We start from the raw sequence: 22251 nt of genomic DNA on the forward strand, positions 1-22251 counted from the left end.
GTCCCTGGGATATGTGCGGCTCAGCGGGCGCGTGGGTCGAGCGCGTCGCGCAGGCCGTCGCCGAGAAGGTTGAAGGCAAGAACCGTGGAGAAGATGGCCATGCCGGGCCACATGGCCATCCACGGTGCATTGGAAATAAAACGCTGTGCCGTATTCAGCATCGAGCCCCAGGACGGGTCCGGCGGCTGCAGACCAAGGCCGAGAAAGGACAGGCTCGCCTCCGAGATGATCGCCGAGGCGATCGTCAGCGTCGCCTGCACGGTGAGCTGCGGCAGGATATTGGGCAGGATGTGGCGCACGGCGATGCGCCAGCGCGGATTGCCGACGACGCTTGCCGCCTCGACATATTCCTCGTTTCGGATCGACAGCACCTGCCCGCGCGACAGCCGGATGAAGATCGGCGTTGCAGTAATCCCGATGGCGATCATCGCATTGGTGAGGCTCGGCCCCAGAAACGAAGCCAGCGCAATGGCGAGGATCAGCGACGGGCAGGCCAGCAGCGCATCGGTGAAGCGGCTGATCAGGCCATCGGTGAAACCACCGATGAAGCCTGCCGCCAGCCCGAGCGGCACGCCGATGGCAATCGCGATTGCAACAGAGGTGAGACCGGCCAGAAGCGAGGCGCGTGTGCCCCATATGATGCGCGAGAGAATATCGCGGCCGACCTCGTCGGTGCCCATCCAGTGGGCAAGCGACGGCGCCTTGCGCACCGCAGTCCAGCTCTGTGCAGTTGGATCATAAGGCGCGAGCAACGGCGCGAAGACGGCGACGAACAGCATGAACAGCACGACGCCAAGGCCGAAAAGCGCGCTTTTGCGCTTGCGCAGACGCCGCCAGATGCGGCTCTGGAAAACGCCGGGAAGTGACAGGCGCGCGGCTTTTTCCGTTTCCGGGATCGCTGACATGGTTAGCCTCGCAGTCTCGGATTGACGAGTATGTACCCGATATCCGCCAACAGGTTGAGAAAGATGTAGAACACGGCCGTGACCAGCACCACGCCTTGGACCACCGGATAATCGCGGGTAAACACCGCATCGACGATCAGCTTGCCGAAACCGGGAATGGTGAAGATCTGCTCGGTCAGCACCGCGCCGCCGAGCAGTGTGCCGAATTCCAGCGCGCCGAGCGTGATGATCGGCGTCAGCGCATTGCGCATGGCGTGCTTGAACACGACCTTCCATTCGCTCAGCCCCTTGGCGCGGGCGGTGCGGACATAGTCGCTCTCAAGCGCCTGCAGCATGGCCGCGCGGGTGTGGCGCATGATGATGCCGGCAATCGCCGTGCCGAGCACGAAGGCCGGCATGATCGTGGTCGCCAGATTCATCCGCAAGTCCTTGAACGGGCTGACATAGCCCGATGCCGGCAGCCAGCCGAGATTGACCGAAAAGAACAGGATCAACAGGATGCCGAGCCAGAAATTCGGCACGGAGATGCCGGCAAGCGACACGACATTGGCAGAATAATCGACGGCGGTGTTGGGCCTGAGCGCCGAAATGATGCCGCCGCTGATGCCGAGCACCATGGCGACAGCAATGCCCATGACCGAAAGCTGCAAGGTCACCGGCAGTTTCAGCAGGATGAGATCGAGCACCGGCAGATTGTGGCGCATCGACATGCCGAGATCGCCGGCAAGCACGCCCTTCACCCAGAACAGGTACTGGACCGGGATCGGCTGGTCGAGATGATATTGCGCGCGGATGGCGGCAATCATCTCCTCGCTGGGGTTTTCCCCCGCCAGCATCAGCGCCGGGTCGCCGGGCAGAAGATGCTGCAACGAGAAGATGATCATCGACAGGATGACGAGTGTCGGAATGAGTTGCAGCAGGCGGCGGGCGAGAAGCGATGTCATGGCGTGGCCCTCCCTTCATCCGCAAAGGTTTCGAAGGCGGCAAACAGCGCTTCCAGGCGCGGATCGCGGCTTTCCCGGCCGGAAAGGCCGAGATCGGCCACCGGCAAGTCGCGCCAGAACGGACAGGCATTGGCGTGTCCGTCCTCGCCCGCCTCCAGCACCATCGGCACGGATTTGCAGTCCTCGCGCGCATGCGGGCAGCGGGTGTGGAGCCGGCAGCCGGACGGTGGCGCAATCGGGCTCGGCAGGTCGCCATCGAGCCTTTCGCTTGCGGGCGGCCTGACGGTACGGGCGGCGGCGACCGGGATCGAGGAAAGCAGCGCACGCGTATAGGGATGACGCGGGTGTGCGAAAATCTGCTCCGATGTGCCGAGTTCCATCAGCTTGCCGAGATACATCACCGCGATGCGGTCGCTGATGTGTTTCACCACGCTCAGATCATGCGAGATGAAGATGAAGGCAAGGCCAAGGCGGGCCTGCAGGTCCTTCAGAAGATTGAGGATCTGCGACTGGATCGAGACATCGAGCGCGGAAACCGCCTCGTCGCAGACGATGACCTTCGGTTCGGAGGCAAGCGCGCGGGCAATCACCACGCGCTGACGCTGGCCGCCGGAAAACTCGTTCGGATAGCGGTTCGCCTGTTCCGGCCGAAGCCCGACCAGCTTCAGCAGTTCATGCACGCGGGCGCGCCGTTTCGATGCCGGCAGGATGTTGTAGAGCTTCAGCGGCTCGGCGATGGTTTCGGCAATCGTCATGCGCGGATTGAGCGAGGCATAGGGGTCCTGGAAGATCAGCTGGACATGGCGGCGGCGGGCGCGCAATTCCTGATGGTTCAGGGCGGTGATATCCTCGCCGTCCAGAAAAACCTTGCCGGTGGTCGGTTCGATCAGCCGCATCATCATCCGTCCGAGGGTGGATTTGCCGCAGCCGGATTCGCCGACGACGGCAAGCGTTTCGCCCGGCATCAGCGTCAGCGAAACATTATCGACGGCCTGTACTTTCGCCTTCGGACGACCGAGGAGATCGCGCCTGACGACGAAATGACAGCTGAGGTCTTTGACTTCGAGGATCGGTTTGGCGGTCAAGGGGCAAGCTCCTCGAGCGGGGTGCGCCAGCAGCGGCTGAAATGGCCGTCGCGCACTTCATGAAGGGGCTGGGTTTCAGCGCATTTTTCTATGCGGAACGGACAGCGTTCCGCGAAGCGACAGCCCGATGGCGGCGCCGACATGTCCGGCACCATGCCGGTGATGGTGGCAAGCCGCTCGCGCGCGGCATCCAGACGCGGCAGCGAGCCGAGCAGGCCGACCGTATAGGGATGCTGCGGAAAGGCGAAAAGCTGGTCGACAGTGCCGCGTTCCACCACCTGACCGGCATACATGACGATCACGTCATCGCAGCTTTCGGCGACCACGCCGAGATCATGGGTGATGAGGATGATGGCCGTGCCGGTCTTCTGCTGCAGTTCGCGCATCAGTTCCAGCACCTGCGCCTGCACCGTGACGTCGAGCGCGGTGGTCGGTTCGTCGGCAATCAGCAGTTCGGGGTCGCAGGCCAGTGCGATCGCGATCATCACCCGCTGGCGCATGCCGCCGGAAAGATTGTGGGGATACTGGTCAAACCGGGCCTCGGGCGACGGGATGCGCACCAGCCGCAGCATCTCGATCGCGCGCGCCCTGGCTTCGCGCCGGCCGATGTCATTGTGGCGCAGGATGACTTCCATGATCTGGTCGCCGACCGTGTAGGACGGGTTCAGCGAGGTCATCGGCTCTTGGAAGATCATCGCCAGCCGGTTGCCGCGCAGGTTTCTGAGCTTGCCTTCCGTTTCCTGCAAAAGGTCGCGGCCGCCGAAGCGGATATGGCCGGAGATTTCGGCGCTGTGTTTCGGCAGCAGGCGCAGGATCGAAAGCGAGGTGACGCTCTTGCCGCTGCCGGATTCACCGACCACGGCAAGCGTGCGGCCACGCTTCACATCAAAGCTCACGCCGTCGACCGCCGTCACCGTGCGGTCGTCGCCGTGGAAGAGGACGCTCAGACCGTCGACTTCGAGAACATTTTCGCGGGGAGCACCGGCCGCAAGGGCCGATGCGTTCTTGTCTGTGGCTGTCATGTCCGTCCGCGTCACTCGGCGGTCACGCCTGCCAGGCGGATGATGCCGTCCGGATAGGCCTTGAAGCCCTCGACGCCGGAGTCCATCGCGAAGATCCACTTGGAGTGGTAGAGATAGACGATCGGCAGGTCTTCCTGAAGGATCGCAATCACCTGATTATAGATCGCCTTGCGTTCGTCCGGGTCCTTCAGCGCACGGGCCTCAGTCAGAAGCTTGTCCATCTCCTCGTTGCAGTAATGCGCGTCATTGCCGGCAGCACCGCAGGAGAGCATCGGGGTGATGTTGAGGTCAGGGTCGACACGACCGCTCCAGCCGACGAGATGGGCCTGGAACTTGCCCTGGCGGGCGATGTCGAGCAGCGTCATCAGTTCGGTGGGTTTGATCGAGATGTTGATGCCGATCTCGCCGACCATGGCCTGCACGAGCTGCATCACCTGCTGGCGCTCGGCATCGGTGGGCACCAGAACTTCCAGATCGACACTGTCGACGCCGGCTTCGGCCATCTTGGCCTTGGCGGCCTCGACGTCGCGGGCGGGAACCGGGAAGTCCTTGTCATACCAGGAGCTTGCCGGCGGGAAGGGCTGGTTGCCGGTGGCGGCCTGACCTTCGAAGACAACCTGGTTCAGCGCATCACGGTCAATGGCAAGGCTGAAGGCCTGACGCACCAGCGCCTTCTTGCCGGCATCGAGATTGGCGCCTTCGCCACCGATGTCGAAGGTGATGCCGTAATAGCCGAGGCCGACGACCGGCAGGACGGTGAAATCCGCATCGGCTTCGGTGGCGGCAACATCCGTTGCCGAAAGACGCTCGATCAGGTCGAGCTGGCCGGAACGCAGGTTGAGCAGGCGGACATTGGAATCCGGCATGCCGCGGAAGATCAACTCGTCGAAGGAATAGCTGTCGGCGTCATAATAATCGTCGAATTTTTCCAGCACGATACGGTCCTGGGCAATGTGTTCGACGAATTTGTAAGGCCCCGAGCAGACCGGCGCATTGGTGAAGTTCTCGCCGAGTTCCTCGCCGGCCTTCGGGCTGATGACCATGCCGGCACGGTCGGAAAGGGCTGCGAGCAGCGGAACCGAAGGTGCCGACAGGTTGATCTGCACAGTGGAGTCATCCAGAACATCGACCGAGGAGATTGCGCTGATTTCTGACTTGCGGCGCGAGGTCGGCATGTTGAGGTCGCGCTCGAGATTGTACTTGATCGCATCCGCGTTGATCGGCGTGCCGTCGTGGAAGACGGCGTCATCGCGCAGATGCAGGGTCAACTGTGTGGAATCGTCGTTCCACTCCCAGCTCGTCGCCAGTTTCGGCGCAATCTGGCCGTCCTGATCGATATCGACGATCTTGTCGCACAGCGACTGTAGCACATGGCGGCCGACGAAGCTCCAGTTGGTTGCCGGGTCGAGCGTATCGGGATCGTCCTGCAAGCCGATATTGAGGACGGATTGTGCAGCGGCCGGGCCTGCGGCCATGGCGCCAAGGGCAAGGCCCGCAAGAAGCGCAAGGTGAATAGGCGTTTTCATTGTTCCCTCTTTTTGGTTGGTCGTTCGAAATGTGCCGTCTCTTGTTTTTCACGCAATTGCGGGCGGAAAACCGGTCTCCGCTTTTGCCGGAATTGCGTTAACGGGCGACGGCATAGCCCTGCACGCCGCGCGGGTTGGCCCCCGCCTTCAGCAGCAGCGATGTGCCGGCCGTCTCTCGCGCCACCGCCGAAAGCCGGCCTTCCGACCAGTCATCGCCGATGGTGAGCTTGTGGCCGCGGCGGGCAAGTTCCGCGCGGGTGTCTTCGCCGTACCGTCCCTCCAGCGTGACGGCGCCGAGGTTGATCTCGCGCGGCCAGAAGGAGCTGGGCAGATGGTCTGTATGGAAGGACGGCGCGTCGATCGCCTCCTGCAAGTTCATGCCGGCATGGACATGGCGCAGGAACATGACGAGCTGCCACTGGTCCTGCTGGTCGCCGCCGGGCGTGCCGAAGGCCATGTATGGAACACCGTCGCGATAAACGGTCGAGGGTGTCAGCGTGGTGCGCGGGCGCACGCCCGGCTTCAGCGACGAGTTCAGTCCCTCCTCGAGCCAGAACATCTGCGCCCGCGTGGTCAGGCAGAAGCCGAGGCCAGGAATGGTGGGGCTTGATTGCAGCCAGCCGCCCGAAGGCGTGGCCGAAACCATGTTGCCCCAGCGGTCGACGGTGGAGACCTGCACGGTGTCGCCGCGCTGCGCGCCCTCACGGGTCAGCGTTGGCTCGCCGGCCGCATCATTGGGAAGCTTCTTCTCCTTGGCGACCGTCGGCTCGCCGCCGCCAAGGCCCGGCTGGGCAATGGTGCCGACGGCGCGGTGCGGCGGCATCGGCGGATTGCGGCCGTCCGGCGTGCCGGGACGCACCTCGAACGAGGCTTCAGCGCCAATCAGCGCGCGGCGAGCATCGGCATAGCTGTCGGACAGCAACGTCGCCATCGGTACATCGCCGCCATCGCCATACCAGCTCTCGCGGTCGGCCATGGCAAGCTTGGCGGTCTCGACGACGAGGTGCACGAAATCCGGGCCCATCGGATCGACGGAGGCGATATCGGTGCCCTTCAATATATTCAGCATTTGAAGCAGGACAGGCCCTTGCGACCACGGACCGCATTTGAACACTTCATAATCGCCATAGGTCGTGGAAACCGGCGCCTCGACCTTGGGCGTGAAATGCGCCATGTCGTCGGCGGTGATCAGGCCGCGATGATGACGGCCGGAAACATCCCAGACATCCTCTGTCTCGCAGAAATCCGCAATCCTTTCGGCGACCGGGCCGCGATACCAGAAATCAAGTGCTGACTGGATGCGGGCCTCGCGGGTGGCGGCCTTCTTCGCCTGCTTCAGAAGTTCGCCATAGAGCTTTGCAAGTTCCGGATTGCGAAACAGCTTGCCGGCCTCAGGCGCCTTGCCGCCGGGAAGATAGGTCTCCGCAGACGTCGGCCAGTGGGTCTCGAACAGCGGCCGCATGGCGGCAATGGTGTTGGCGATGCGCGGCACCAGTGGATGGCCGTTTTCGGCGTAATAGATGGCGGGGGCGAGAACATCCTCCAGTTCGGCCGTTCCGTAATCGCGCAACAGCGTCAGCCACGCCCCGAAGGCGCCGGGAACGCAGGCGGCCAGCATGCCGGTGCCCGGAATGATATCGAGACCGAGGCCGCGATAATGCGCAATCGTCGCCTTTGCCGGAACCGGCCCCTGACCGGAGATGACCACCGGCTTGTCGGCGCCCGCCGGCGTCACGATGATCGGAACCTCGCCGCCCGGCCCGTTCAGATGCGGCTCGACCACCTGCAGCACGAAACCGGCGGCAACGGCCGCGTCGAAAGCGGTATGGCCCTTTTCGAGGATGGACATGCCAACGGCGGCGGAAAGCCAGTGGGTGGACGAGACAGCGCCAAACGTGCCTCTCAGTTCGGGGCGGGTGGTGAATGCCATATCTCAGCAAGCCTCTGGGCGGGACAAATCAGACAGCATATTGTCGACAATGAAATCCAAATATGCCTAAATGAAACACAATATGCTTGGAGGTCACGACGAAAGCCGCTCTTTTCAAACAATTGTCTACATACTGTATATTAAATTGGCATATGGCAAGCGGATTGTGTATTTTATCGCATGTCAGCCGGCGACGAACCAAAACGCTCCTCGCCGAAGTGGCACTAAAGGAATGAAAATGCTTGAAAATTTATCGATGCAGAAAATGAGTCTGGGTGACAGGATCGCCGGTCAACTTGAGGATCAGGTGATCAACGGGACCATTCCGGCCGGCGCGAAACTGGATGAAACAGCAATCGCCAGCCAGTTTTCGGTTTCCCGCACCCCGGTTCGGGAGGCTCTGCATATCCTTTGTAGTCGGGGACTTGCCGATCGGATTGCATACAAAGGCGTCGTCGTGACACGGATTTCGCCGGAACGGATCGACGAGATGTTCGAGGCGATGGCCGAACTCGAGGCGGTGTGCGGACGGCTCGCCTGTCATCGCATGACAATGAGCGAGCGCGCCGAGCTCCAGGCAATGCATCATGAAATGGAAGGCCTTGCCGAGACCGGCGACAGCGCCGCCTACGAAGCCCTGAACAACCGCTTCCACGCGCTGATCTTCGCGGGGTGCCACAACACCGATATCATAGCCTCGGCAGAGGCGCTGCGGGTGAAGCTTGCGCCGTTTCGCAAATATCAGCTTGACGATGCCGGACGGCTGAAACGGTCTTCGCGTGAACATCAGCAGATCGTCGATGCCATTCTCGACCAGGACCCGACGGCAACCGAAAGCGCACTGCGACGGCATCTGATTTCCGCCGCCCACGAGGTCGTCAACAAGCGGCAGCGACTGAGCGGAGCGGAGATGAAGACGGGAGAGGCGTTGTGAGCGCGCAAAACGCAATCCGCGCTGTGATCGGCGACATGCAGGCGGCATGGAATCGCGGCGATTTCGCCGGCTATATGCAAGGTTTCGCAAACCCGGATGTCGTTTTCGTATCGCGCGGACGTATCCAGAAGGACTGGCAGGCCACCCTCGACCACTACATCGCCGATTACGGCGGCGCGCCCGGCTCGCAAAGGGCGCTGACGTTTTCCGACATCCGCATCGAGATGCTCGCCGACGACGCGGCGCAACTTGTCAGCACCTATACACTCATCCGCGACACCGGCCCCCAGCAGGGCATCAATACGCGCCTGATGCGCAAGCGCGACGATCGCTGGGTGATCGCGCTCAATCATGTCTCGGCGCAGGAATAGCATCGAAAACAACAAGACAGACGATCGCACACAATGTGATATCGAGTGCGCCGGGCCGTTCCAGACAGGTAACGCACGCCATCACGAGGCGATCCGGAAAGCGACAGGCCGCAAGTCCGCCAACACAGGACGTGCCTTGCTGACCTGCCACACCGCATCCCACATCCAACACGCGTGTCCGCGCCCCCATGGAGGCAGATTGATCAGAACCGGTAGCCGAGCGACAGCGTGACCTGCGGCTGCCATTCGTTTTCCACGACCGGACTGTCGGCGGCATCGCCGACAAGCACGCCAACGCCGGCGCCGGCCTGCATCAGCCAGTGCTCATTGAAGGCATAGGTCGCGGAAATATCGAAATCGACGCGCTGAAGACCGGCCTCCGCCTTGTATTGCGGCAGGCGCGAGGCCGCGGACTGGGCGGCATTGATGCTGAAATAGCTGTCCATGTAGTTCTCGTCGGCAATCGTCGCCTCGAGACTGGTCGCGACAACCAGCTTCTCGCCCATATGCCAGCCGTAATTCGCCCCGATCTTGCCCTTCAGTCCCTCGCTGCCGCCAATGGTCTTGTCGATGACGCCGTAGAATTCGAAGGCATCCCACTGGTAGCCGACCTTGACCCCCGCCGTGACGCCGAAATCGACATCGCCAAGGCCCTTGAGCAGGTCGCCGTCATCTTCCGAACGCCCGGCTTCATAGCCGAAACGGGCGTCGACATTGAAACCGCCATCCTTGTAGAGCGTGGCGCCCAGCCCGCCGGGATCGAGATGAAGCCAGTCGGCATAGCCGATCGACACGATCGGGATCGGGCTGACTTCCATCTCGTCGCCGCCCTCATAGGCGGGCCTGAAACTGGCGCCGCCGCCGACGATCACTTCCCACCGCGAGGCGAACGCCTGTTTTTCCAGCGGCTGCGGGCCCGAAATGGCCGGCGGCGGGGCGTCATCAACGGCGGCATCCGCCGCAAAGCCTCTGTCTGCGGCGCCGATCACGGAAACGAAGCCCGCCAATCCGGCTGCTGTCGCAGCGAAATGTTTGAATTTTACCATCTGTAATGAAAGCTCCGATGAAATACGAACGCACCGGAGGACCCGGCGCAACCTGGGAGGCCGGTTTCATTGTTGCCGCAAAGACAATGGGTTCGTGTTTTCTTTCATTACAAAAGATTACGAGCCTGCCACATATGTGGCATAATGGCGGCCGGATAAAGGCAGAAAAGATGCCAACCCGCTGGAATCATTGGCGTCCGCTTCCCTCTCGCGATGCGACCCGCCGGTGCTTTCGCGCGCGCTCATGTCGCCTCGGTCAAAACGCCGTAACATTTCGACACAAATTCGAGAAATCGTCACGACAACTTGCCTCTAGACTGTCTTTAAACCCGGCCGGACAGGCCTGCGCTTTCGCGCGCCATTCCGGTCGGGCCATCATTGCCGGTATTGGAGACCAGTCATGACAGAAACAAAGGTCGTTCTCATCGTCGGAAGTGACAATGCAATCGGCGCCTTTACGGCCGGATTGCTGGCGCGCGCCGGATATGGCGTTGCCATGCTGCTGTCGTCACCACGCCACGCAGCGTTTGTAAAAGAGATCGGCGGCCTCGGCGTCAGCGGCACCGCCCAGTCCTCTCGCGACCTCCAGGAACTCGCCGACCGCGCCCTTGAGCGCTAGGGCCGCGTCGACGCCCTGCTGAACTGCCCGTGGTCGGAAGCCTTCGGCTTCAATGCCCTGCCCGGCACAGCAATCCACGAGGCCTGCCTGATGTCCATGATCCGCACCATGCGCATTATCGCTCCGGTGATGCGCAGGCAGAAACAGGGCGCGATCGTCAACATGTCCCCGCCGCCGATGCCAGACTTCATGTCCTCGGGCGAAGATGCCTTCACCGCCAGTTTCATAACCGTCACCCAGCGCTTTGCGGCCGATAATGCGGTGCATAACATCCGGATCAACAATGTTTTTCCCGGATGGCTCGAATATCTGCCTGAAGACGAGGCGATCTGCAGCGAAATTCCGCTGGGCCGCTATGGCGAGATCGACGAGGTCGCCGCAACCGTCGCCTTTCTGCTTTCGGATGGCGCCGGGATATTACCGGCCAGAATATTCATGTCGACGGCGGTATTTCACGACCGGCACGAAACACCCCGAAGGCCGGGTTCGCCTTTCTTCCGGAGGCGTAAGCGCAAACAGCGATGGCAAGACGGCCACCGGTGGGCGCCCGCATGATGGGAAACCATAGATCTGGTCGCCGCGGGCTTGCGGGTCTACTATCGCGCGCAAACGGACCTATAATCGCTGGATGATGGCGAACCGTGTCATGATCCATCGTCATCCACTGATGCACGGTTTGAATGAAGGCGTGCCTGGGGCTATGTGAGGCAATGGTCGTGATCGCCGGCTTCACCGTTGACGCTCAGCACCAGAGCCGAAAATCACGCCCAGAAACGCCGTGGCGCCTGTGACGCAAGGAGATGAATGATGGATAAGACAGCGGCTGTGCGCCGGGGCCGCCCCCGCAATTTTGACCGGGATGAAGCGTTGCAACGGGCCATGCAGGTCTTCTGGTCGCATGGTTATGAGGGGACCTCGATGACCCAGCTGATCGAGGCCATGGGGATAGCTTCGCCCAGCATTTACGCGGCATTCGGCTCCAAGGAACAGCTGTTTCGTGAGGCGGTGGATCTTTACGTCACATCGGAAGCCGAACCCTCATGGGGGGCGCTGGACCGGATCGGCGATGTGCGCCAGGCGCTTCGCACAATGCTGTTCGCCTCGATCGACCTGTTCGTCGCTACCGACGCGCCGCGCGGCTGTCTCGTCATCCTTGGCGCGACCCATCTTGGCACTTCCAATATGACGGTCCGCACAATTCTGCGCAATCAGCGCGGACGCTTCCGTGACCGTCTCATGAAACGCCTGACGCGGGCCATCGAAGACGGCGACATATCCGGGGATACCGACCTGACCGCACTTGCCGATGCCATACTGGCATTTTTCAGCGGGCTTGCGATCGAAGCCGTGGACGGGGCGACAAAGGCCAAACTGCGCGCTGCGGCCGATCTGTTTTGTCAGCGGCTGCTCGGCTGAGAACCATATTTATGTATTGAGTGACAAATAATTCATTTGCAGACGCTTGATCGGCTATTTATATGTTGAGCATTACAGAATTCAGCATACAAAGGACAGCCATATGACGAGCGCCTCCAAGCACATCGTTCCACTATCGGGTTTCGGATCCGTCACCGATGTCCCGCGCCTTCCCGAAGGTTTCACCGAGACATTCACGAGCTGGCGTGTCGACACCGGCAAGATCAGGCTGCACGCCGTCATCGGCGGCAGCGGTGAACCGCTGTTGCTGCATTGCGGATGGCCGCAAAGCTGGTTTGCCTGGCGCTATCTGATGCTGCCACTGAGCAAGCATTTCACGGTGATCGCCATCGACCCGCGCGGGCTCGGCATTTCCGACAAGCCCGCCGACGGCTTTGATGTCGATACGCTGGCCGACGACATGTTCAACCTGATGGACGTCCTCGGCCATCAACGTTTTGCGGTCGCAGGCCACGATATCGGCGTGATGGTCGGCTATGCGATGGCCGCCGCCCGTCCCGAAAGGATCACGCGCATGGCGCTTGGCGAAGGCACGATCCCCGGCGCCTCGCCCTCGCCGGAACTGGTTCCCGACGAGCGCTGGATGAGCGACTTCCTCTGGCACTTCAATTTCAACCGCGCGCTCGACGTCAATGAACGGCTGGTCGAGGGCCGGGAAGACATCTATTTCAACTATCAGTTCGCGTCCAAGGCGGCGTCCGAAGATGCCGTGCCGAAATATGCGCGCGACTTTTACATTGAAATGCTGCGCCGTGTGCCGGGCACGCTGAAGGCGAGTTTCGACTATTACCGCGCGATTGACGACACCATTCCGCAGGTTCGCCGTCATGCGGAGAAAAAGCATGACGTGCCCATGCTGGCCTTTTCCGGGGCGCTGGCCTGCGGCCCGATGGTGGAAAACGAACAGCGGACCCTCGCGACCAATGTTGAATCGCTGATCATCCCCGACTGCGGCCATTTTCCCGCCGAGGAAAAGCCGGAAGCCCTGCTTGCCGGGCTGCTGGACTTTTTCACGAAATAACGGGGCGTCTGCCACCATTCGGCACGCGTTCCGGTTTGAATGCGTGCCGGCCAGGACCGGCTGAAACAACCGGTCTGCAACGACTTCAACACCTGAAGGAGGAAACGATGTCGAACCTTGAAAGCAAAGTACTGATCGTTACGGGAGCAGCGAGTGGGATCGGCCGCGCCGCCGCAAGACATTTCGCCAAAAGCGGCGCGCGCGTCGTTCTTGCCGATCTGGCCGATGGCGGCGAGGCCATCGCCGAGGAAATCCGTGCCGACGGCGGCAAAAGCCTGTTCGTGAAAACCAATGTGGCAGAGGAGGCCGATGTCGAAAATCTGGTCGCCAGCGCCATCGAGACATTCGGGCAGCTTGACGGCGCCTTCAACAATGCCGGCATCGAACAGGCCATCAAGCCGCTGCACGAACTGGACGAAGCCCAGTGGGACAAGGTCATCAACATCGACCTGAAGGGCGTGTTCCTGTGCATGAAACACGAGATCGCGGCAATGCTCGCCTCGGATCGCGGCGGCGCCATCGTCAACACTTCGTCGACCACGGCCATGGCGGCAATCCCCTTTGCATCGGAATATATCGCGGCGAAAGCCGGCGTGCTCGGCATGAGCCGTGCTGCTGCCGTCGACTATGCGCAGAAGGGCATTCGCGTGAATGCAGTGATGCCCGGCATGACCCAGACGCCGATGACAGGCCGGATGCCCGAGGACCCTGAACTGATCAAGATCTTCACCGCGATCCAGGCCGCCGTGCCGATGCAACGCTTCGGTCAGGCCGACGAAATTGCGCAAGCCGCGGGCTGGCTGCTTTCCGATGACGCAAGTTTCGTCACCGGCGCAGCGCTTCCCGTCGACGGCGGAACCATGGCCGTCTGAATACGGACGGCAGAACGGTGTCTGAAGGACAGGACCAGCGCATCTGCTGCGCTGGTTCCTCCTATCGCCCGGTTCGGATGAACCGATCGACTATCACTTCAGCCGACGGATAAGGCTTGACGTATCCCAGCGGCCGCCACCGGCTTTCTGGATATCCGAATAGAACTGATCGACCACGGCCGTTACAGGCAGCGAGGCGCCGTTGCGGCGCGCTTCGGCCAGGCAGATATTCAGGTCCTTGCGCATCAGGTCAACGGCGAAGCCGAAATCGAACTGATCGTCATTCATGGTCTTTCCGCGGTTTTCCATCTGCCAGGAACCGGCAGCGCCCTTGGTGATGATTTCAAGCACCAGCTCGACATCGAGCTCAGCCTTCTGGGCAAAATGAATACCCTCGGACAGCGCCTGTACCAGTCCGCCAATGCAGATCTGGTTGACCATCTTGGCAAGCTGGCCGCTGCCGGCCGCACCGACGAGCCGCACGGACTGGCCGTAGCATTCCATCACCGGCTGCGCGCGCGAAAAAGCCTCCTCATCGCCGCCGCACATCACCGTCAGAACGCCGTTCACCGCACCGGCCTCGCCGCCTGAAACCGGCGCGTCGATGAATGCAATCCCGCGCTCGGCAGCAGCGGCGTAGAGTTCGCGGGCGACTTCGGCGGAGGCGGTCGTATGATCCACGAACACCGATCCGGAAGACATGGTCGAAAAGGCACCGTCTTCGCCCAGCGTTACGGCGCGCAGGTCATCGTCATTGCCGACGCAGCAGAAAACGATTTCCTTTTCCGATGCGGCAGCAGCCGGTGTCGGCGCCGAGGCCCCGCCCTTTTCCTCCGACCATTTTCGGGCTTTCGCCGCGGTCCGGTTATAGACTGTCACGTCATGTCCCTTCGAGGCCAGATGCCCCGCCATCGGGTATCCCATGACCCCCAGACCGAGAAATGCAACATTCGCCATTGTTTTCGCCTTTCGCTCTAAAACATTTGAAATCCGATGATCCCGACCGGCGCCGGCCACCCCGCAATCAGCTTTCTGAGCCGATAAAAACCCAACTTACCCTTTGGCGATAGCCGGCAGAGACTGCATTGCATCAACCACAAGAGAGCTGAAAGCCAGAGCAAGATCGCTACCATCATCCGCTATCCGGATATGCGTCAGCGGAAGATCCGGCAAGCCGTAGTGCCCGGGAACTTCCACCAGGTCGCGATCCGCAAGTGAACGCGGCAGGGCCGCGATGGCAAGGTCCGCGCGCAGGGCGGCCATCTGGCCCATCGATGTGTCGCTGGAATAGGCCGCATGATAGGACAGGCCGGATTTTGCCAGTGCCGCCACCGCTGCGTCGCGCCAGGCACAGCCGGTTTCCGCCAGGGCAAGGGGCAGCGGCTCGCGCTCGGCCGCTCGCCCGCCATTGCACATAAGCCATTGCAAGGGCTCCGAAAACAGGTCCCGCGCAGGAAGTTCCGACGGCCCGACATCGTTGAAAAGCGCAACATTCGCGCTGCCTTCCCTCATGCCGGATGTCACCGTTTCGAAGGTTCCAAGCCGGACATCGACATGGATGCCCGGATGAACCTCGGCCAGCCGCTGCAACAGCCGCGGCACAAGGGACACGCCAAGGTCGTGCGGCGCCAGTAATCGCAGTCGCCCGGAAAGCGCCCCGGTCCTGAACAGGGCGAAGGCCTCGTCGTTCAAACCCAGCATGCGCCGCGCCACGCTCAGCAGTAACTCCCCCTGTTCCGTGAGCCTGACGTGACGCGCATCCCGATAGAGCAAGCGCGCGCCAAGCAGTTCCTCCAACTTGCCGATCTGCAGGCTGACAGCAGAATAGGATTTATGCGTGCGTTCGGCCGCGCGCCGGAACGACCCCGTCTCGCAGATAGCGACAAAGCTGCGCAGCGCCTCAAGGCTCAGGGTGCGCGTGGCGGAGAGTAAGGCATCCGCTTCACTGTATGTTTCGATTTTCTGCATCATTTGTTTAAAAGGTATCGTTTTTCTGCACGTCAGTCAAAGCCTATGGTTTCCTGAACGGAAAGGAAGGCAACATGCCCCCTAGAATCAGGAAGACCCTTACAGGCCTCGGCTGGGCCGCCATTGCAATCGGGGTCTGGTCCGGCTCCCTCGTGATGTTGAGGCTTGGCGTGACGACGCATCTCAATGCCTACGATCTGACCATGCTGCGGTTTGGCGTGGCCTCGGTGATCCTGCTGCCCGTCGCCCTGCGGCGCGGGCTGGGCACCGACCGGCTTGGCTTCGGCGGCGTGCTGGCGCTTATCGGCCTGTTCGGAGCGCCCTACGTGCTGCTGCTCTCGCTTGCCATGACGACAGCGCCTGCGGCGGCAGCCGGCGCGCTGAACCCGGGGGTCATGGCCGTTTCATCGGTTCTGCTGGGCCGGCTGGTGCTTGGCGACCGGATCGGCGGCATACGCATGGCCGGACTGGCCCTGGCCATGTCAGGGATCGTGTGGCTCACCAGTTCGGGCGGAGGTGTGACACCCGGGCACCTGATCCTCACCGGGACGGGGATCATGTGGGCGCTCTACGCCCTCGTGGTGCGCAGTGCAGGCGTTCCGGCGCTGAACGCGGCGGCGATCGTCGCAGTGGGATCTGCCATGCTCTATCTGCCGCTCTACACATTTGCCCTGCCGCACGCGCTTTCCTCAGCACCAATGACGGACATCCTGATGCAGGCCGGTTTCCAGGGCGTGCTGGTCAGTGTCGTCGCCATCTATGCCTTCAACCGGTCCGCAGAACTGCTCGGGCCTGTGGCCGGCGCAACGCTTCCCGCACTCATACCGGCGGTGACCCTTGCGCTCGGGGCCGTCCTGCTGGGGGAGACCGTGAGCATCGAAGAAGCAGCGGCCGCCATCCTCGTCACGCTGGGCCTGGCGCTGATACTGGTCGGCAGACAGGCACGGCAATGGCTTCGCGACCGCACACAAGCGCCTTCCAGGCGATCTCTCATGCGTAGCTCTCGAGATGCGGGCTGACCCGGATATCAAGCCGCCGCATTGCCCTTTCCAACGAGGCATCACGGATGCGTGTGGCGCTTCTGTCGGGAAATGTCCCGATATGGGGTCCGATCGGACGGCGCTGAGCGTCGAGGTGCACGGCACGAAAGCCGGGCAAAGGATCGTACGGAGGATGAAAATGGAAGGGCGCAAGGAAGCGCGCATCACGGCATTGATCGCCGCCATGGTGGTCGAACATGTTCTTCGCCACGACATCGCGCCCGGCGTCCATCATATCGAGCAGATCCTGTCGATCGAGATGCTGACGCCGCACATCCCCGATGAGGCCGGCATCACCTTCAAGATGTAGCGGAATCAGGCCCTGTCGCCCGGCCACATCGTTCAAAGATAGCTGGCCGCGAACAGGCTGTCTGCGTATGGATGATGGGTGATGCCGGCCGCCAGATCCTGTCTGGAAAGGTCATCCACGAAGGCGCCATCTTTCATGACCAGAACACGATCGCACATATGGGCAATCACGGCCAGGTCGTGGCTGACCAGCACATAGGTGAGCCTTTGATCGTCCCGCAAATCAGCCAGCAGGTTCAGGATTTCGGCCTGCACCGAAACATCGAGCGCCGAGGTCGGCTCATCCAGAAGCAATATTTTCGGCTCCAGCATGAGTGCACGCGCAATGGCCACGCGCTGCCTCTGGCCGCCGGAAAGTTCATGCGGAAAGCGCTCGGCAAAGGCCGCCGGCAGGCCGACGCGTTCCAGCGCGGGCCCAACCAGATTCCATCCACTGCCGCGCCCCATGGCCCGGATCGGCTCGGCCAGAACCCGCTCGATACGGTGGCGCGGATGAATGGAGCCGAACGGATCCTGAAACACCATCTGGGCAAGGGCGAGCTGTTCGCGGCTGCGGGTCTTGTTCACCTGCTGACCGGACAGGGCAATGCGCCCTTCCCAGTGTCGATCCAGACCGGCGAGCGAGCGCAGAACCGTCGACTTGCCGCAGCCGGATTCGCCGACAATACCGAGCGTTTCGCCTTGCTTCACCGCAAAGGAGACAGACTTGACGACATGCTTGCGGGCGTCGCGCGCGCCGAATGATACATTGAGCTCAGTAACCTCGATCACGACAATGCCTCCGCTTTTTCAATGGCCGCCCGATCCAGTGTCGCCAGCCGGCGGACCGGATGGCGTGGATCGGGCATCGCGCCGATCAGACCCCGGGTATAGGGGTGCTGTGCATCTTCCAGACGCGTCAGCGCTTCCACGACGCGCCCCTTGTACATGACCAGAATACGTTCGCAGAAGGCGGCCACCATGCGGATATCATGGCTGATCAGCAGAAGGCCGGAATTGTTCTCCCGTACCATCTCGTCGAGCAGCGAGAGCACTTCGCCACGCACGCTGACATCGAGCGCGGATGTCGGCTCGTCGCCGATGACCAGCCTGGGCCTTGCCAGCAGCATCATGGCGATCATGACGCGCTGCCCCATGCCGCCGGAAATCTGGTGCGGATAAAGCGCCATGGTGCGCGCCACATCGCGAATGTGCACACGTTCCAGCATTTCGGCGGCGCGCGCATAGGCCGCCTTCTTTCCCAGCTTCTGGTGTAGCCTGGCGGCTTCGGCGACCTGCTTTCCGACGGAAAGCACAGGGTTCAGCGAATAGCGCGGATCCTGCATGATCAGCGCCATGCGGTTGCCGCGCAGGCCGCGCATCTGCCTTTCGCTGCGCGTCAGCACGGGCGCGCCTTCGAAATCAAGCCTGCTTGCCGCAACATCCGCCGATGGCGGCAGAAGCCGCATGATGGCGCGCCCCATGGTTGATTTGCCGGAGCCGGATTCTCCCACGACCCCGACGCGCTCGGCACCGATATCGAAGCTGACACCGTCAACGGCCACGATACTGGAACGGCCGAAGCGAACGGACAGGTCACGAACGGATAGGATAGGATCAGGAGCGGGCATGGCGGGGATCCAATATGTCACGAAGTGCATCGCCGGCCAGATTGAAGGCCAGGCTGGTGAGCAGAATGGCGATACCGGGCATGACGGCGACCCACCAGTTGTCCAGCATGAAGCGCCGGCCGCTGGAGATCATCGCACCCCATTCCGGCGCCGGCGGTTGGGCCCCAAGGCCCAGAAAACCAAGAGCGGCAGCGGTGAGAATGATACCGGCCATGTTCAGGGTCAGCCGCACCACCACCGAGGGGATGCACATGGGCGCGATGTAGAGCGCGAGCAGCCGCAACGGTGAGGAGCCATAAAGGCGGGCAGCGGCAACATAGTCGGTGTTGCGCACGACAAGGGTTTCGGCCCGGGCAAGGCGGGCAATGGCCGGCCAGCCCGTGAGCGAGATGGCGATGATGGCCGTTCCCAGACCGGCGCCCAGCGCCGCGGCAAATGCCAGGGCCAGCACCAGCGAGGGGAAGGACAGCACGATATCGGTAATGCGCATGAGAACGGCATCGGTCCTGCCGCCGATATAGCCGGCCACAATGCCGATAACCAGTCCCAGAGGGCCAACGATGAAGGAAACGGCCAGAACGGTCTGGAACGTGATGCGCGTGCCATAGATCAGACGCGAGAGGATGTCGCGGCCGAATTCGTCCGTGCCGGCCCAGTGTGCCGCACTGGGCGGCAACAACGCCTGACCGAGATTCTGCGCGGTGGGGCTGTAGGGCGCGATCAGCGGGGCGAGGATGGCGATGACCGCCAGCAACGCCAGAAACAGGAAGCCGAACATGCCCACCGGCTCCTGCGAGAGCTTCGACAGCGCGTTGCGCAAGCCGGTGACAAGACGCGTGAGGGCCTGATGGGCCGGAGATTGAATAGTCGTAGTGGTCACGAGGTTACCTCGCGTGTACGCGGATCAAGAACCAGATAGGCAAGGTCCGACAGGAAATTGAGCATCATGAAAATGGCGCCGATAATCAGGGTGGTCGCCAGAATGGCATTCATGTCGCCGATCATCAGGGCATTGGTCATGTATTGACCGATACCGGGCCACGAGAACACAATCTCGGTGACCACGGCCCCCTCAAGCAGGCCGCCATAGGAAATGGCGAGGATGGTAACAAGCTGCACGGCGATGTTGGGCAGGATGTGCCCGGCCAGAATGCGCCAGTTCGATGCGCCCTTGGCCCGGGCCGCGACCACATAATCCTGGTTGAGCTGTTCCAGGGTGAAACTGCGGGTCATGCGGGTGATATAGGCCATGGCGGAATAGGCCAGGATTGCAGCCGGCAGAATGATGTGGTGAACCGCGCTGCGGAAAACCTCCCAGTCACCGGCCCAGAGGCTGTCGATCAGCAGCAGACCGGTGCGCGGCTCCACAAGACCTTCAAGATAGATGTCGACACGCCCCGGCCCGCCAACCCAGGACAGGCTGGCATAGAAGATGACCAAACCGACAATGCCGAACCAGAAAACCGGGATGGAATGCCCGACCAGCGAGAGAATCCGGGCAAGCCGGTCGATCCAGGTATCGCGGAAAAACGCCGCAGTCATGCCCAGTGGAACCCCGATCAGGGTCGAGAGAATGACCGCCAGCGTCGCCAGTTCGAGCGTGGCGGGGAATGCGGCCCACAGGTCCTGCATCACCGGATTCCCCGTCAAAATGGCATTGCCGAGATCGCCGTGCAGCAGGCCCGTGAGATAAATCCAGAACTGCTGGTAGAGCGGCAGGTCGAGCCCCAGCCGCGCCCGCATGGCTTCGAGGGCTGCGGGATCGGCCAGTTCACCGACGATTGCACCAACCGGATCCGTCGGCATGACGCGACCGATTACGAAGGTTACGACGAGCAGGACAAACAGGCTCAGCACAAGCTGGCCCAGGCGTTTGCCCAGTTCGATGAGCGAAAATTCCGTCATGATCGGCCGGCCGGTTTGCTTAGTCTTCGGTCTTGGTGACGTCGTCGAGGCGGGTCAATGACCAGGGATGCCCCTCATAGCCGTGAACCCGGTCACTGATCACGATGGGCTCGAACCGTTCGAACATCGGCAGCACAGCAGGTTTCTGTGCGATGAACATTTCCTGCATCTGCCGCAGCAGTTCGAGACGGCGGGCATCGTCGCGCTCGCCATTGGCCTCGTTGCGCATCGCGTTCAGCTCCGGAATATCCCAGGCCGAGCGCCACACGAAATTGCCGGCATTGTTGGCTTCGAGCGCGTTGTCCGGATTGGTGACGAAATTGTCGATCGACCCCAGAGCCGTCGGCATGAAGGCGCCGGTCTGCGGGATGAGCAGATCGAAATCACGCGCACGGTGCGAGGCGACGATATCCGAACCATTGCCCTGCTGAATGCTGACATTGATGCCGATGTCGGCCAGACTGGCCTGAATGGCGGTGGCCATATCGACGCGCGGGGTCTGGGCAATGGTCTTCAAGGTGAGATCGAAGCCATCGGCATACCCCGCCTCGGCCAGCAGCTCACGCGCCCGCTCAGGCTGGAAAGACCAGTCCGGATTGTCGATCGCGCCTTCGAAATCCTCGGGCACGGGAACATTGCGCGGCCGGCCATAGGGGCCGAGGATCGTGTCGGCGATGCCCTGATAGTCGATACCGTAAGCGATGGCCTCACGCACCAGCGGATTGGACAGCGGCTCGCGGCCGGCATTCATGGATAGGACGTAATAGCCGCCGGTCTTGACCTCATCGATGGAGAACCCTTCCTTGTCGGTAAAGGTCAGCACATCCGGCGCGGTCAGCGCATTGGCGACATCGATATCGCCGCGTTCCAGCATCAGGCGGGCGGCCTGGCTCTCCGGCGCATGCCGCATGATGACGCGACGCATGGCCGGCGCACCGTCCCAATATTGTTCATTGGCCTCGAGCAGCACCACGTCATTCGGGGTCCAGCGGCGCAGGACATAGGGACCGGAGCCTGCCGTGTTGGTCCGCAGCCATGCATTGCCATAATCGTTGTTGGAGACATGCTCTTTAACAACGGCGCTATCGACGACACTCGCCGTGCCGCCGGCCAGACGATAGAGCAGTGATTCGGGGATGACACTGTCGGTCATCTCGATGCGGAAGGTCTTATCGTCCGGCGCCGAGACGAGATCGGCAATGGTTTCGGGCGTGTAGCCCACATTCTTGAAATTCGCCGCCGCCGATTGATCCAGCATGATCAGGCGCGTCAGCGAGAACACCACATCCGCAGCGGTGACGGGATTGCCGGAGGCAAAGGTCGCATCGCGCAGGTGAAACGTGATGCCGGTATCATCGACTTCCCAGCTTTCGGCCAGTTGCGGGCGGATGGCATAGCCCTCCTCGCCGCTGAACTGCACCAGCCGGTCATAGGTATTGGCCAGTATTTCCTGGGTCTTGACCTCCGTACCCTGCTGCGGGTCGAGCGAAAGAACCTGCGCCAGCGAGGTGCCGATCACCAGCTGGTCGACCGGCGTCCGGGCAAAGGCCGCAGGCCCCACGGACAATGCCATAGCGAGAGCGGCGCCCGAAATGAATCGGGTAGAAAACAGTTTCATTGATACTCCTCCTCGATATACAATACCAACATGTGACGTTGGTCGTATGTCGTATTATGACTATTGCATATTTGGAGAATTGACAATAG

23 protein-coding genes are annotated in these 22251 nt (G+C 61.8%); 9 read left to right on the plus strand and 14 right to left on the minus strand.

The window, feature by feature from the left end; translation table 11 throughout:
* Window positions 1–20 precede the first annotated feature (20 nt).
* From ABID12_RS08520 to ABID12_RS08545, 6 genes are all read right to left on the minus strand, one after another.
* Complete coding sequence (locus tag ABID12_RS08520) at window positions 21–905, minus strand: ABC transporter permease (RefSeq protein ID WP_354433853.1); 885 nt, start codon at window positions 903–905, stop codon at window positions 21–23.
* Between the two features lie 2 nt (window positions 906–907).
* Window positions 908–1849 carry an ABC transporter permease gene (locus ABID12_RS08525; RefSeq protein ID WP_354433854.1) on the minus strand — a complete coding sequence of 314 codons (942 nt, stop codon included), beginning with the start codon at window positions 1847–1849 and terminating at the stop codon, window positions 908–910.
* Window positions 1846–2934, minus strand: a complete 1089-nt coding sequence (locus tag ABID12_RS08530) for an ABC transporter ATP-binding protein (protein ID WP_354433855.1) — start codon at window positions 2932–2934, stop codon at window positions 1846–1848. Before ABID12_RS08530 ends, ABID12_RS08525 begins: the two co-directional genes overlap by 4 nt.
* Complete coding sequence (locus ABID12_RS08535; protein ID WP_354433856.1) at window positions 2931–3956, minus strand: ABC transporter ATP-binding protein; 1026 nt, start codon at window positions 3954–3956, stop codon at window positions 2931–2933. Before ABID12_RS08535 ends, ABID12_RS08530 begins: the two co-directional genes overlap by 4 nt.
* 11 nt (window positions 3957–3967) lie before the next feature.
* Window positions 3968–5482, minus strand: coding sequence for an ABC transporter substrate-binding protein (locus ABID12_RS08540; protein WP_354433857.1), 1515 nt, complete (start codon window positions 5480–5482; stop codon window positions 3968–3970).
* 97 nt (window positions 5483–5579) lie between these two features.
* Window positions 5580–7412: a gamma-glutamyltransferase family protein gene (locus ABID12_RS08545; protein ID WP_354433858.1), complete on the minus strand. Its 1833-nt coding sequence runs from the start codon at window positions 7410–7412 to the stop codon at window positions 5580–5582.
* A gap of 238 nt (window positions 7413–7650) precedes the next feature.
* On the opposite strand from ABID12_RS08545, the gene ABID12_RS08550 reads away from it, so the two are divergent.
* Together ABID12_RS08550 and ABID12_RS08555 are read left to right on the plus strand one after the other, a co-directional pair.
* Complete coding sequence (locus ABID12_RS08550) at window positions 7651–8346, plus strand: GntR family transcriptional regulator (RefSeq protein ID WP_106310907.1); 696 nt, start codon at window positions 7651–7653, stop codon at window positions 8344–8346.
* The gene (locus ABID12_RS08555; RefSeq protein ID WP_354433859.1) at window positions 8343–8717 is read left to right on the plus strand and encodes a nuclear transport factor 2 family protein; all 375 of its coding nucleotides are present in this window, start codon (window positions 8343–8345) and stop codon (window positions 8715–8717) included. The genes ABID12_RS08550 and ABID12_RS08555 overlap by 4 nt, the downstream gene beginning before the upstream one ends.
* Window positions 8718–8920: 203 nt before the next feature.
* Here the strand turns inward: ABID12_RS08555 and ABID12_RS08560 are convergent, their stop codons facing one another.
* Window positions 8921–9763: a MipA/OmpV family protein gene (locus ABID12_RS08560; RefSeq protein WP_354433860.1), complete on the minus strand. Its 843-nt coding sequence runs from the start codon at window positions 9761–9763 to the stop codon at window positions 8921–8923.
* Between the two features lie 400 nt (window positions 9764–10163).
* Here ABID12_RS08560 and ABID12_RS08565 point away from each other — a divergent pair, with 400 nt between their 5' ends.
* The 5 genes from ABID12_RS08565 (at window position 10164) to ABID12_RS08585 (ending at window position 13712) form a co-directional block, all read left to right on the plus strand.
* The gene (locus tag ABID12_RS08565) at window positions 10164–10382 is read left to right on the plus strand and encodes a Rossmann-fold NAD(P)-binding domain-containing protein (RefSeq protein WP_354433861.1); all 219 of its coding nucleotides are present in this window, start codon (window positions 10164–10166) and stop codon (window positions 10380–10382) included.
* A gap of 72 nt (window positions 10383–10454) precedes the next feature.
* Window positions 10455–10937: an SDR family oxidoreductase gene (locus tag ABID12_RS08570; protein ID WP_354433934.1), complete on the plus strand. Its 483-nt coding sequence runs from the start codon at window positions 10455–10457 to the stop codon at window positions 10935–10937.
* 252 nt (window positions 10938–11189) lie between these two features.
* On the plus strand, window positions 11190–11798 hold the full coding sequence (locus ABID12_RS08575) for a TetR/AcrR family transcriptional regulator (RefSeq protein ID WP_354433862.1): 609 nt from the start codon (window positions 11190–11192) through the stop codon (window positions 11796–11798).
* A gap of 103 nt (window positions 11799–11901) precedes the next feature.
* The gene (locus ABID12_RS08580; RefSeq protein WP_354433863.1) at window positions 11902–12840 is read left to right on the plus strand and encodes an alpha/beta fold hydrolase; all 939 of its coding nucleotides are present in this window, start codon (window positions 11902–11904) and stop codon (window positions 12838–12840) included.
* A gap of 107 nt (window positions 12841–12947) precedes the next feature.
* A complete protein-coding gene (locus ABID12_RS08585) occupies window positions 12948–13712 on the plus strand; it encodes an SDR family NAD(P)-dependent oxidoreductase (protein ID WP_354433864.1) in 765 nt (254 codons plus the stop codon).
* A gap of 93 nt (window positions 13713–13805) precedes the next feature.
* Here the strand turns inward: ABID12_RS08585 and ABID12_RS08590 are convergent, their stop codons facing one another.
* Window positions 13806–14669 carry an NAD(P)-dependent oxidoreductase gene (locus ABID12_RS08590; protein ID WP_354433865.1) on the minus strand — a complete coding sequence of 288 codons (864 nt, stop codon included), beginning with the start codon at window positions 14667–14669 and terminating at the stop codon, window positions 13806–13808.
* A 96-nt stretch (window positions 14670–14765) separates the two neighbouring features.
* Window positions 14766–15683 (minus strand): LysR family transcriptional regulator, encoded by a 918-nt coding sequence (locus ABID12_RS08595; RefSeq protein ID WP_354433866.1) that lies wholly within the window; start codon window positions 15681–15683, stop codon window positions 14766–14768.
* 71 nt (window positions 15684–15754) lie between these two features.
* Between ABID12_RS08595 and ABID12_RS08600 the strand changes: the two genes are divergently transcribed.
* Window positions 15755–16699: a DMT family transporter gene (locus ABID12_RS08600; RefSeq protein WP_354433867.1), complete on the plus strand. Its 945-nt coding sequence runs from the start codon at window positions 15755–15757 to the stop codon at window positions 16697–16699.
* A 154-nt stretch (window positions 16700–16853) separates the two neighbouring features.
* On the plus strand, window positions 16854–17030 hold the full coding sequence (locus tag ABID12_RS08605; protein WP_354433868.1) for a hypothetical protein: 177 nt from the start codon (window positions 16854–16856) through the stop codon (window positions 17028–17030).
* A 32-nt stretch (window positions 17031–17062) separates the two neighbouring features.
* Here the strand turns inward: ABID12_RS08605 and ABID12_RS08610 are convergent, their stop codons facing one another.
* The 5 genes from ABID12_RS08610 to ABID12_RS08630 are packed head-to-tail and all read right to left on the minus strand — an operon-like array spanning window position 17063 to window position 22162.
* A complete protein-coding gene (locus tag ABID12_RS08610) occupies window positions 17063–17800 on the minus strand; it encodes an ABC transporter ATP-binding protein (protein ID WP_354433869.1) in 738 nt (245 codons plus the stop codon).
* A complete protein-coding gene (locus ABID12_RS08615) occupies window positions 17797–18639 on the minus strand; it encodes an ABC transporter ATP-binding protein (protein ID WP_354433870.1) in 843 nt (280 codons plus the stop codon). The genes ABID12_RS08610 and ABID12_RS08615 overlap by 4 nt, the downstream gene beginning before the upstream one ends.
* The gene (locus tag ABID12_RS08620) at window positions 18626–19504 is read right to left on the minus strand and encodes an ABC transporter permease (RefSeq protein WP_435528201.1); all 879 of its coding nucleotides are present in this window, start codon (window positions 19502–19504) and stop codon (window positions 18626–18628) included. Before ABID12_RS08620 ends, ABID12_RS08615 begins: the two co-directional genes overlap by 14 nt.
* Before the next feature lie 11 nt (window positions 19505–19515).
* A complete protein-coding gene (locus ABID12_RS08625) occupies window positions 19516–20544 on the minus strand; it encodes an ABC transporter permease (protein ID WP_354433871.1) in 1029 nt (342 codons plus the stop codon).
* Between the two features lie 19 nt (window positions 20545–20563).
* Window positions 20564–22162 carry an ABC transporter substrate-binding protein gene (locus ABID12_RS08630; RefSeq protein WP_435528197.1) on the minus strand — a complete coding sequence of 533 codons (1599 nt, stop codon included), beginning with the start codon at window positions 22160–22162 and terminating at the stop codon, window positions 20564–20566.
* Window positions 22163–22251 lie beyond the last annotated feature (89 nt).

The sequence above is a fragment of the Martelella mangrovi genome, from assembly GCF_040545495.1.
GTDB lineage: Bacteria > Pseudomonadota > Alphaproteobacteria > Rhizobiales > Rhizobiaceae > Martelella > Martelella mangrovi.

What these genes read in the sequence shown, in the direction of transcription:
- ABID12_RS08600 (WP_354433867.1), top strand. Translation starts at nt 15,755, where the DNA reads ATGCCCCCTAGAATCAGGAAGACCCTTACAGGCCTCGGCTGGGCCGCC.
- ABID12_RS08580 (WP_354433863.1), top strand. Translation starts at nt 11,902, where the DNA reads ATGACGAGCGCCTCCAAGCACATCGTTCCACTATCGGGTTTCGGATCC.
- ABID12_RS08630 (WP_435528197.1), bottom strand. Translation starts at nt 22,162, where the DNA reads ATGAAACTGTTTTCTACCCGATTCATTTCGGGCGCCGCTCTCGCTATG.
- ABID12_RS08590 (WP_354433865.1), bottom strand. Translation starts at nt 14,669, where the DNA reads ATGGCGAATGTTGCATTTCTCGGTCTGGGGGTCATGGGATACCCGATG.
- ABID12_RS08595 (WP_354433866.1), bottom strand. Translation starts at nt 15,683, where the DNA reads ATGATGCAGAAAATCGAAACATACAGTGAAGCGGATGCCTTACTCTCC.
- ABID12_RS08565 (WP_354433861.1), top strand. Translation starts at nt 10,164, where the DNA reads ATGACAGAAACAAAGGTCGTTCTCATCGTCGGAAGTGACAATGCAATC.
- ABID12_RS08560 (WP_354433860.1), bottom strand. Translation starts at nt 9,763, where the DNA reads ATGGTAAAATTCAAACATTTCGCTGCGACAGCAGCCGGATTGGCGGGC.
- ABID12_RS08520 (WP_354433853.1), bottom strand. Translation starts at nt 905, where the DNA reads ATGTCAGCGATCCCGGAAACGGAAAAAGCCGCGCGCCTGTCACTTCCC.
- ABID12_RS08540 (WP_354433857.1), bottom strand. Translation starts at nt 5,482, where the DNA reads ATGAAAACGCCTATTCACCTTGCGCTTCTTGCGGGCCTTGCCCTTGGC.
- ABID12_RS08615 (WP_354433870.1), bottom strand. Translation starts at nt 18,639, where the DNA reads ATGCCCGCTCCTGATCCTATCCTATCCGTTCGTGACCTGTCCGTTCGC.
- ABID12_RS08525 (WP_354433854.1), bottom strand. Translation starts at nt 1,849, where the DNA reads ATGACATCGCTTCTCGCCCGCCGCCTGCTGCAACTCATTCCGACACTC.
- ABID12_RS08550 (WP_106310907.1), top strand. Translation starts at nt 7,651, where the DNA reads ATGCTTGAAAATTTATCGATGCAGAAAATGAGTCTGGGTGACAGGATC.
- ABID12_RS08535 (WP_354433856.1), bottom strand. Translation starts at nt 3,956, where the DNA reads ATGACAGCCACAGACAAGAACGCATCGGCCCTTGCGGCCGGTGCTCCC.
- ABID12_RS08605 (WP_354433868.1), top strand. Translation starts at nt 16,854, where the DNA reads ATGAAAATGGAAGGGCGCAAGGAAGCGCGCATCACGGCATTGATCGCC.
- ABID12_RS08575 (WP_354433862.1), top strand. Translation starts at nt 11,190, where the DNA reads ATGGATAAGACAGCGGCTGTGCGCCGGGGCCGCCCCCGCAATTTTGAC.
- ABID12_RS08625 (WP_354433871.1), bottom strand. Translation starts at nt 20,544, where the DNA reads ATGACGGAATTTTCGCTCATCGAACTGGGCAAACGCCTGGGCCAGCTT.
- ABID12_RS08585 (WP_354433864.1), top strand. Translation starts at nt 12,948, where the DNA reads ATGTCGAACCTTGAAAGCAAAGTACTGATCGTTACGGGAGCAGCGAGT.
- ABID12_RS08545 (WP_354433858.1), bottom strand. Translation starts at nt 7,412, where the DNA reads ATGGCATTCACCACCCGCCCCGAACTGAGAGGCACGTTTGGCGCTGTC.